The following is a 7,091-nucleotide window of genomic DNA, read 5'->3' as shown; positions in this document are numbered from 1 at the left end:
CTCGTCCGGCGCGCCTTGCTGCGCCACAGCCTCGACACGATCTCGCGGCGCCGAGGTCTCGTGCTCACGACCGACCACATCCACCAGAACAGCCGCGGCGCCGCCCTTGTCGCCGAGGTCATCGACATCTGGCTCCCGACCCGGAGCGCGTAGCCGGTTCCGACGGCGGCCCCTTTCCTGCGTATTCGGTCCCACCCCTACCGGGCAGGCAACGACGACCGGACCATCTCGAACGCTCTCGGCTACCACGGCAAAACCACCACTCCGCCGGCTCAACGAGACCAGCGGGACCTGGAGCCGATACGCCGTTGGGGATCACACACGGTCACCGGCAGGTTGGGTTCCACGGGGAACTGGCGACAGTTGATGACGAGAGTCCGCCAGTAAAGCACCTAGTGGTGCTCTCCGCGGCGCGGATGCATGCCGTGGGCTGTCCGGTTACTGGTGGTATTCGGCGGCCGAGGTTCCGAGGACGCCCAGAAGGGCCAGTGCCTCGGCGCTCGGGGATCCCTGCGGGGCGCTGTAGAGCACGAGGTGTTGGTCGCGGTCGGTGAGCGCGAGTGAGTCGCAGTCGACGGTTATCTCTCCGATGGCCGGGTGACGAAAGGTCTTCGTGAGCGCCGGCGCGGACTGGACGTCGTGCCGCTCCCAGAGCCGGGCAAAGTCGGCACTGGCGTCACGGAGTTCGTCGACGAGGCCGGTCACCGCAGGATCCGCCGGATAGCGGGCGAGGGTGGCGCGGAGCTCCAGGACCGCTTGATGGCGGAACTCGGCGGCGTCGGAGATCCCGTACAGCGGCGCATCGGCGCGCTCCGATGTGAGGAATGCCCGGCGCGCGAGGTTGCGGTCCTTGGGGTCGAGCGCGGCGAAGTCCTCCATGAGGGCGGCTGCGAGGTCGTTCCAGGCGAGCACCTCGAACGCGGCGGACATGACGAAGCCGGCTGTCTGCGGCAGCCGCTCGAGCAGGGCGAGGATGCTCGGGCGGACGTCGCGCCGGTGCCGCCCGGTACGGTTCGGCGCGGTGCCCGCCAGGACGTGGAGGTGATCGGATTCGGCGTCGGTGAGCAGCAGTGCGCCTGCGATCCCGGCGAGGACTTCTCCCGAGGGTCTTGAGGCTGCTCTGCCCTGTTCGAGGCGGATGTAGTACTCCGTGGAGATGTGTGCGAGGACCGCTACCTCCTCGCGCCGAAGGCCCGGTGTCCGCCGTCGCGGACCTGCGGGGAGACCGACGTCTTGGGGCCGCAGCCGTTCGCGTCGGCTGCGGAGGAAGGTGCCCATCTCCTGCTTGTCCATACTCCGAGTCTGCATCCTTCGCGGAACGGGATCCTGGTACAGCCTGTGCCTGTATCGGGTCCGGAAACCGGCAAACACTGCTGCCATGACCACGAACACAGACATCACCCCCATCGGCCTGCTGAACGGCAAGGTCGTGTTCATCACTGGCGCCAGCCGCGGTATCGGCGCTGCCGCGGCCCGCCTCTTTGCGCGGGAAGGCGCCAAGGTGGTGCTGGCCGCCCGCAGCACCGACGCCCTCGACCGGATCGTGACCGAGGTCCGCGCCGACGGCGGCGCCGCCGACGCGGTCACCATGGACCTCGCCGAGCGCGCAAGCATCCGCGCCGCCGTCGACCGCGTCCAGGAGCTGCACGGCCGGCTCGACGGTGCATTCAACAACGGCGCAGCAATTCAGCAGCCCGGCCCGGTCGACGCCACCACCGACGAGGACATCGACAAGCAGTTCGCCGTGAACTTCCGCTCGCACTGGACCGCCATGAACGCCGAGATCGCACTCATGCGACAGGGCGGTGGCGGGGCCATCGTCAACACCTCCAGCATCGGCAGCCGCCGCGCCAACCCCGCCCTGCCCGCCTACGGGGCCATGAAGCGCGCGCTCAACAGCCTCACCGAGACCGCCGCGGTCAACTTGGCCCCGGCCAACATCCGGGTGAACGGCATCACCCCCGGCGGCACCGCCACCGAAATGATCGACGAATGGGAAGCGGCGACTCCCGGAATCATCGCGGGGATGACCGCAAGCATTCCGCTGGGCCGGATGGCCGAGCCCCGGGAGATCGCCGAGGCAGCTGCCTGGCTGCTCAGCGACCGCGCCTCGTACGTAACCGGCGCGATCCTGCCGGTCGACGGCGGCGCCGGCGCCTGACCACGGCAAGTCGGCCGTGTTCCCGTACAGCTGCCGCCACCCGTCATGTAGAGCCGGGATGGCCGAGGTGCCGTCAAGGGCCTGGCAGCGGTCGAGGAGGGCGCGGTGGACCACGGGCGTGGTGCTGACGCGGAGGGTGTAGCCCTGGCCGCGTCGTACGGTCACTCCCTGGTCGAGCGCTTCCCGCTCGGCGGGCCCCAGGTCGGTGGTGCGGAGGAAGTCGGCGACCTTGCCCGGCAGGTCGAGGGTGACCGGCGGTTCCGGCGCAGGGACGTCCTCCTTGATGGTGGTGTGGTCGGGCAGGAGGTCGGCGACGGCGGTGCGGATCGCGCCGCGGCTGACGTCGTGGTCGCGGGCGAGAGCGGCGATCGAGCGGCCTTCCAGGTACGCGGTGCGCACGTCGGCGCTCTTCGCGGCCGCCACGGCGGTACGGCGCCCGCCCTTGCTGCCCTCGGCCTCCGCAGCACGCAGTCTGGTCAGCGGTAGGCGGCGAGGAAGACGCGGGTGCCGGCGGCGGCGTAGCGGTCGAGGTCGGCCTCGGTGTGCTGGGCGCCGCCGGTGAACATGGCCTTGTTCACCGGGATCCACAGCAGCAGGCCGGAGAAGTGGTTCGCGGCCAGGAGCGTGTCGTCGATCCGCAGCAGCCCCTGGTCGGCCAGCCGCTGGAAGGTCGCCGCCAGCGTGGCGAGCCCTCGTTCGAAGCCCCGCTCGTACCACTCGGTTCCCAGGTCGGGGAAGATGTCGGCGTTGGCGATGATCAGGCGCCGAAGCTGGATCACTCGGGGATCGGTGAGGGCGGTCAGGAACTGACGGGCGAGCCTGGTGAGGTTCTCTTCCAGGTTGGCGGCGTCGGTCGGGAGGTCGGCCAGCAGGTCGATCGTGGTGTCGAGCCGGTCGGTGGTGGCCAGGACGATGGCGGCGAAGAGCTTCTCCTTGTCGGAGAAGTGCTTGTAGACGGTCTGCTTGGACACCGCGGCCAGCTTCGCGATGTCGTCCATGCTCGTTCCTGAGTACCCCTTGTCCAGGAAAACGCTGGTCGCGGCTTCCAGGATCGCCTCGTGCTTGCGTGCTGAACGGCTGTCCATCATCAACTCCTTCTCCATTAGCCTCGTCCTTCCGCAGAAGAGTACTGGACTGACCAGTACCCGTGTGGGTACTGTACCGTCCAGTTCCGAAGGCCCGCAGGGCTTCCGGCCCTGCGTACCGCGCAGAAATCTGGAGTGATTCCTCATGGACAAGGTGTTCTCTGCCGACGGCACGGCCATCGCCTACGAGCAGCAGGGTTCGGGCCCCGCTGTCGTGCTCGTCGGCGGCGCATTCATGACGCGCGGCGATTCCGCCGAACTCGGCGGTCTGCTGGCCGAACACTTCACCGTGCTCACCTACGACCGTCGGGGCCGCGGCGACAGCGGGGACAGCCCGAAGTACGACGTGCAGCGCGAGGTCGAGGACTTGGACGCACTGATCGGGCGCGTGGGCGGCGAGGCGATGGTCTTCGGTATGTCCTCGGGTGCCGTACTGGCGCTGGAGGCCGTGGCCCGGGGCAGCGCGGTCTCCCGGCTGGCCGTGTACGAACCGCCCTTCATCACCGACGACAGCCGCCCGCCGCTGCCCGCCGACTACGTCGCCCATCTGACGGAACTCTTGGAGCAGGGGGCGTATGGCGATGCCGTGGCCTACTTCATGACCGCGGCCGTGGGCATGCCCGCCGAGGCCGTCGCGGGAATGCGCCAGGCCCCCTTCTGGACGGGCATGGAGGCCACCGCCCTCACCCTGCCCTACGACGGCCAGGTCATGGGAGACACCATGTCCGGCCGGCCTCTGCCCGCCGACCGCTGGCAGTCCGTGGCCGTGCCCGTTCTCGTCGGCAGCGGGGACGCGGGCGCACCGCAGATGCTCGACGGGGCGCGGGAACTCGCCGCACTGGCCGACAACTTCGCCCTGCACGTCTTCCCCGGCCAAGAGCACAGCATCGCCCCGGAGATCCTTGCCCCCGTCCTGACCGGCTTCTTCACCACCGGGGAGCAGGCGTGAGCAAGGTCTTCGCCAGTCTGGGCATGTCCCTGGACGGCTTCATCGCCGGCACCAATTCCCGTCCCGACAACCCTCTCGGTGACGGCGGAACGCGCATCCACGAATGGGTTTTCGGCGTCGAGAGCTGGCGTGAGCGCCAGAGCATCGACGGCGGGCAGACCAACCTGGACGACGACATCGTCCAGGAGAACTTCTCCCGCGCCGGTGCCTACATCATGGGGCGGCAGATGTTCGCCGAAGGAGAGGTCGGCTGGCCCGACCCGCCGCCCTTCCGCGCCCCCGTCTTCGTCCTCACCCACACCCCGCGGGTTCCCTGGGTGCGGCAGGGCGGTACCACCTTCACCTTTGTGACCGAAGGGATCGACAGCGCACTGGCCCAGGCTCGCAAGGCCGCAGGAAACAAGGACGTCCAGATATCCGGCGGTGCAGACACCGTACGGCAGTTCATCGGCACCGGACTATTGGACGAACTCCAGATCCACCTCGCGCCCCTCGTACTCGGCTCGGGCGTCCGGCTCTTCGACGGCGTCTCGCCCGACCTCGGCCTCGTACCCTCACGGGTGGTCGACTCCCCCCAGGTGACTCACCTCACCTATCAGATCACAGCGTTCTAGGGTCCGTCTGCAAACGGACCCCGGTCGCCGAACTCGCCGGGCGGCAGCGGCTGGGACCTTTTCTCGATCCCACCCGGGCGCCTCCAGGCGCTGGTCCGCTTCGCGAAGGCCGCCCGTGCCCAGGCAGTCGCCGGCCTCGGCGGCAACCGGCGCCTGGCCACCCTGGTCGCGTTCGCCTCGGTGATGCCGCAGGTCGCCGCCGATGAGGCGATCGAGGTCTTCGACCCGGTGATGGGCGACGTCATCGGGGTCCGAGTAGGAACGGAAAAGGAAACCGGCGTAGCCGTCGAGTCTTCTGACGGGCCGTGAGGGGGCTGCCGCTTCTGCGCTCATCAGGACTCGAGTTCCGCGTAGCTGTCCTTCTGCTGTGGGGGGTATGGGTGGGATGGGTGCGCGAACCGTACGGTGATGACCAGGCCGCCTTCGGGGCGTGCGCTGGTGGTGAGGGTGGCGTGGTGGGCTTGGGCGACGGCGGTGACGATGGCGAGGCCGAGGCCGTAGCCGTCGCGACGGCTGTGACGGTCGGGTGCCAGTCTCTGGAAGGGCTGGAAGAGGCGCTGGATCTGGTCGTCGGGGACGACTGGCCCGCTGTTGGTGATCGTCAGGGTCGCCTGAGTGCCAGAGGTCCGCGTGGTGATCTGTACGTGCCCGTCCGGGTGGTTGTGGCGGAGGGCGTTGTCGATGAGGTTGGCGATGAGGCTCTCGATCAGTCCCGGTTCCCCGGCCGTCACTGCGGGCGCCAGGTGGTCGGTGAGGTCAATGCCCATGTGCGCTGCTTGGTCACGGCGGGAGGCGAGCACCCCTGTGGCGACTTGGGCAAGGTCGAGGGTGTCCCTGCGGGTGAGGCCGCGCTCGCTGGTGGCCAGGGCCAGCAGTGCTCGGACGAGCCGTTCTTGGTGTCCGCCCAGGGCGAGGGCCTCCTGGCAGGCCGAGCGCAGGGTGTCGGCGTCGGCGTCGGGGTCGGCGAGGGAGACTTCGAGGAGGGTGCGCAGGCCGGCGAGGGGGGTGCGTAGCTCGTGGGAGGCGTTCGCGACAAAATGTCGGTGGGCGTCGAACGAGGCTTGGAGGCGCGCGAAGAGGTCGTCGAGGATGCCGCCCAGTTCGGTCAGCTCGTCGGTGGGTTCGCCGAGGCCGAGACGTTGGTGGAGGTTTCCGGCCGAGATGGCCCTGGCGGTGGCGGTGATGGCCCGCAGGGGCCTGAGGAAGCGGCCGGCGACGAACCAGCCGACAGCCAGGGAGACGGGGACGAGGAGGGCGAGCGCGACAGTGGAGCCGACGAGGAGGTGGCGCGGGCCGATCCCGTGCCCGGTACCGGTGATCGCGCCTGGCCCTTGGCTGGGGGCGGGAACGGTTGACTGGATGCCGACCAGGGGGAGGATGACGATGGCGAGGACCACGATCCCCGCGACGAGGATGCCCGCGGCGTAGAAGAGCGCGAGCCGAGCCTGCAAGGACCGCCTGGGAAGCGGCCGGGGCTCGGTCATGTCGGCCCGATCCGGTAGCCGCCTTCTCGGATGGTCTCGATCGCCGGCGGGTCGCCGAGCTTGGCCCGCAGCCGGTGCATGGTGTGCTTGACCGCGGACGTGAAGGGGTCGGCCGCTTCGTCCCAGACGCGCTCGAGGAGTTCCTCGGCGGGCAGAACCAAGCCGGGCGAGGCCAGCAGGCATTCAAGGAGCGCGAACTCCTTCGGGCTGAGCTCAAGACGCCGGCCGGCCCGGATCGCCACCCGGCGAGCCGGGTCCAGGCTGATGTCCCCGCAGGAGAGGGTGGGAGGAAGCGGCGGGGTGGCCCGGCGGGCCAGGGCCCGGACGCGGGCGACCAGTTCGGCGAAGGCGAACGGCTTGGGCAGGTAGTCGTCGGCGCCGAGACCGAGCCCGTCGACGCGGTCTTCGATCGTGTCGGCCGCGGTCAGCATCAGCACGCGGGGGTCGGAGCGGTCGTTGGCGAGTCGTCGGCAGATCTCGTCCCCGTGGACGCCGGGCAGGTCGCGGTCGAGGATCACCACCTCGTAGCGGGTGACGGCCAGGCGGTCGAGGGCGTCGGTACCGTCCAGGACCACGTCGACGGCCATGCCCTCGCGGCGCAGCCCGGTTCCGATGGAGCGGGCGAGGACCTCGAAGTCCTCGACGACGAGGACCCTCACCGCCACTCACCGCCGGTCGTCGCGCGGGCGGGGCGGGCGCCCGGTCGAGGTGTCATGCCTTCAACGATGCCAGACCTCCGGTCGCAGCCCGGTCGCAGCTGCCGCGACCGGGCTGGAACCGGGTGCCGCGTACAACCGT

General features: G+C 69.7%; 9 protein-coding genes and 1 pseudogene. 6 read left to right on the top strand and 4 right to left on the bottom strand.

What is annotated here, in order from left to right; all coding sequences use genetic code 11:
• Positions 1 to 153 (top strand): annotated as a pseudogene (locus QC283_RS13480) (SGNH/GDSL hydrolase family protein); the annotation flags it as partial.
• 285 nt (positions 154 to 438) lie between these two features.
• Here the strand turns inward: QC283_RS13480 and QC283_RS13475 are convergent.
• Complete coding sequence (locus QC283_RS13475; protein WP_279561716.1) at positions 439 to 1,293, bottom strand: helix-turn-helix domain-containing protein; 855 nt, start codon at positions 1,291 to 1,293, stop codon at positions 439 to 441.
• 85 nt (positions 1,294 to 1,378) lie between these two features.
• Between QC283_RS13475 and QC283_RS13470 the strand changes: the two genes are divergently transcribed.
• A complete protein-coding gene (locus tag QC283_RS13470; protein ID WP_279561715.1) occupies positions 1,379 to 2,161 on the top strand; it encodes an SDR family NAD(P)-dependent oxidoreductase in 783 nt (260 codons plus the stop codon).
• Positions 2,162 to 2,266: 105 nt separating this feature from the next.
• The gene (locus tag QC283_RS13465; protein WP_279561714.1) at positions 2,267 to 2,647 is read left to right on the top strand and encodes a hypothetical protein; all 381 of its coding nucleotides are present in this window, start codon (positions 2,267 to 2,269) and stop codon (positions 2,645 to 2,647) included.
• On the opposite strand, the gene QC283_RS13460 is transcribed toward QC283_RS13465, so the two are convergent.
• Complete coding sequence (locus QC283_RS13460) at positions 2,638 to 3,264, bottom strand: TetR/AcrR family transcriptional regulator (RefSeq protein ID WP_279561713.1); 627 nt, start codon at positions 3,262 to 3,264, stop codon at positions 2,638 to 2,640. The genes QC283_RS13465 and QC283_RS13460 overlap by 10 nt on opposite strands.
• 127 nt (positions 3,265 to 3,391) lie before the next feature.
• Between QC283_RS13460 and QC283_RS13455 the strand changes: the two genes are divergently transcribed.
• The 3 genes from QC283_RS13455 to QC283_RS13445 all read left to right on the top strand — a co-directional run bounded on the left by QC283_RS13455 (position 3,392) and on the right by QC283_RS13445 (position 5,118).
• The gene (locus QC283_RS13455; protein ID WP_279561712.1) at positions 3,392 to 4,195 is read left to right on the top strand and encodes an alpha/beta fold hydrolase; all 804 of its coding nucleotides are present in this window, start codon (positions 3,392 to 3,394) and stop codon (positions 4,193 to 4,195) included.
• Positions 4,192 to 4,809 carry a dihydrofolate reductase family protein gene (locus QC283_RS13450; protein WP_279561711.1) on the top strand — a complete coding sequence of 206 codons (618 nt, stop codon included), beginning with the start codon at positions 4,192 to 4,194 and terminating at the stop codon, positions 4,807 to 4,809. Before QC283_RS13455 ends, QC283_RS13450 begins: the two co-directional genes overlap by 4 nt.
• 183 nt (positions 4,810 to 4,992) lie before the next feature.
• Positions 4,993 to 5,118 (top strand): hypothetical protein, encoded by a 126-nt coding sequence (locus tag QC283_RS13445; protein WP_279561710.1) that lies wholly within the window; start codon positions 4,993 to 4,995, stop codon positions 5,116 to 5,118.
• Positions 5,119 to 5,141: 23 nt separating this feature from the next.
• On the opposite strand, the gene QC283_RS13440 is transcribed toward QC283_RS13445, so the two are convergent.
• A complete protein-coding gene (locus QC283_RS13440) occupies positions 5,142 to 6,293 on the bottom strand; it encodes a sensor histidine kinase (RefSeq protein WP_279561709.1) in 1,152 nt (383 codons plus the stop codon).
• Positions 6,290 to 6,952 (bottom strand): response regulator transcription factor, encoded by a 663-nt coding sequence (locus QC283_RS13435; RefSeq protein WP_279561708.1) that lies wholly within the window; start codon positions 6,950 to 6,952, stop codon positions 6,290 to 6,292. Before QC283_RS13435 ends, QC283_RS13440 begins: the two co-directional genes overlap by 4 nt.
• Positions 6,953 to 7,091 lie beyond the last annotated feature (139 nt).

The sequence above is a fragment of the Streptomyces sp. DH41 genome, from assembly GCF_029813785.1.
GTDB lineage: Bacteria > Actinomycetota > Actinomycetes > Streptomycetales > Streptomycetaceae > Streptomyces.
This window is presented reverse-complemented; position numbering and strand designations above follow the sequence as displayed.

Excerpts from the sequence above, each read along its gene's own strand:
- QC283_RS13470 (WP_279561715.1), top strand. The coding sequence starts at position 1,379 with ATGACCACGAACACAGACATCACCCCCATCGGCCTGCTGAACGGCAAG.
- QC283_RS13475 (WP_279561716.1), bottom strand. The coding sequence starts at position 1,293 with ATGGACAAGCAGGAGATGGGCACCTTCCTCCGCAGCCGACGCGAACGG.
- QC283_RS13455 (WP_279561712.1), top strand. The coding sequence starts at position 3,392 with ATGGACAAGGTGTTCTCTGCCGACGGCACGGCCATCGCCTACGAGCAG.
- QC283_RS13440 (WP_279561709.1), bottom strand. The coding sequence starts at position 6,293 with ATGACCGAGCCCCGGCCGCTTCCCAGGCGGTCCTTGCAGGCTCGGCTC.
- QC283_RS13460 (WP_279561713.1), bottom strand. The coding sequence starts at position 3,264 with ATGGAGAAGGAGTTGATGATGGACAGCCGTTCAGCACGCAAGCACGAG.
- QC283_RS13445 (WP_279561710.1), top strand. The coding sequence starts at position 4,993 with ATGCCGCAGGTCGCCGCCGATGAGGCGATCGAGGTCTTCGACCCGGTG.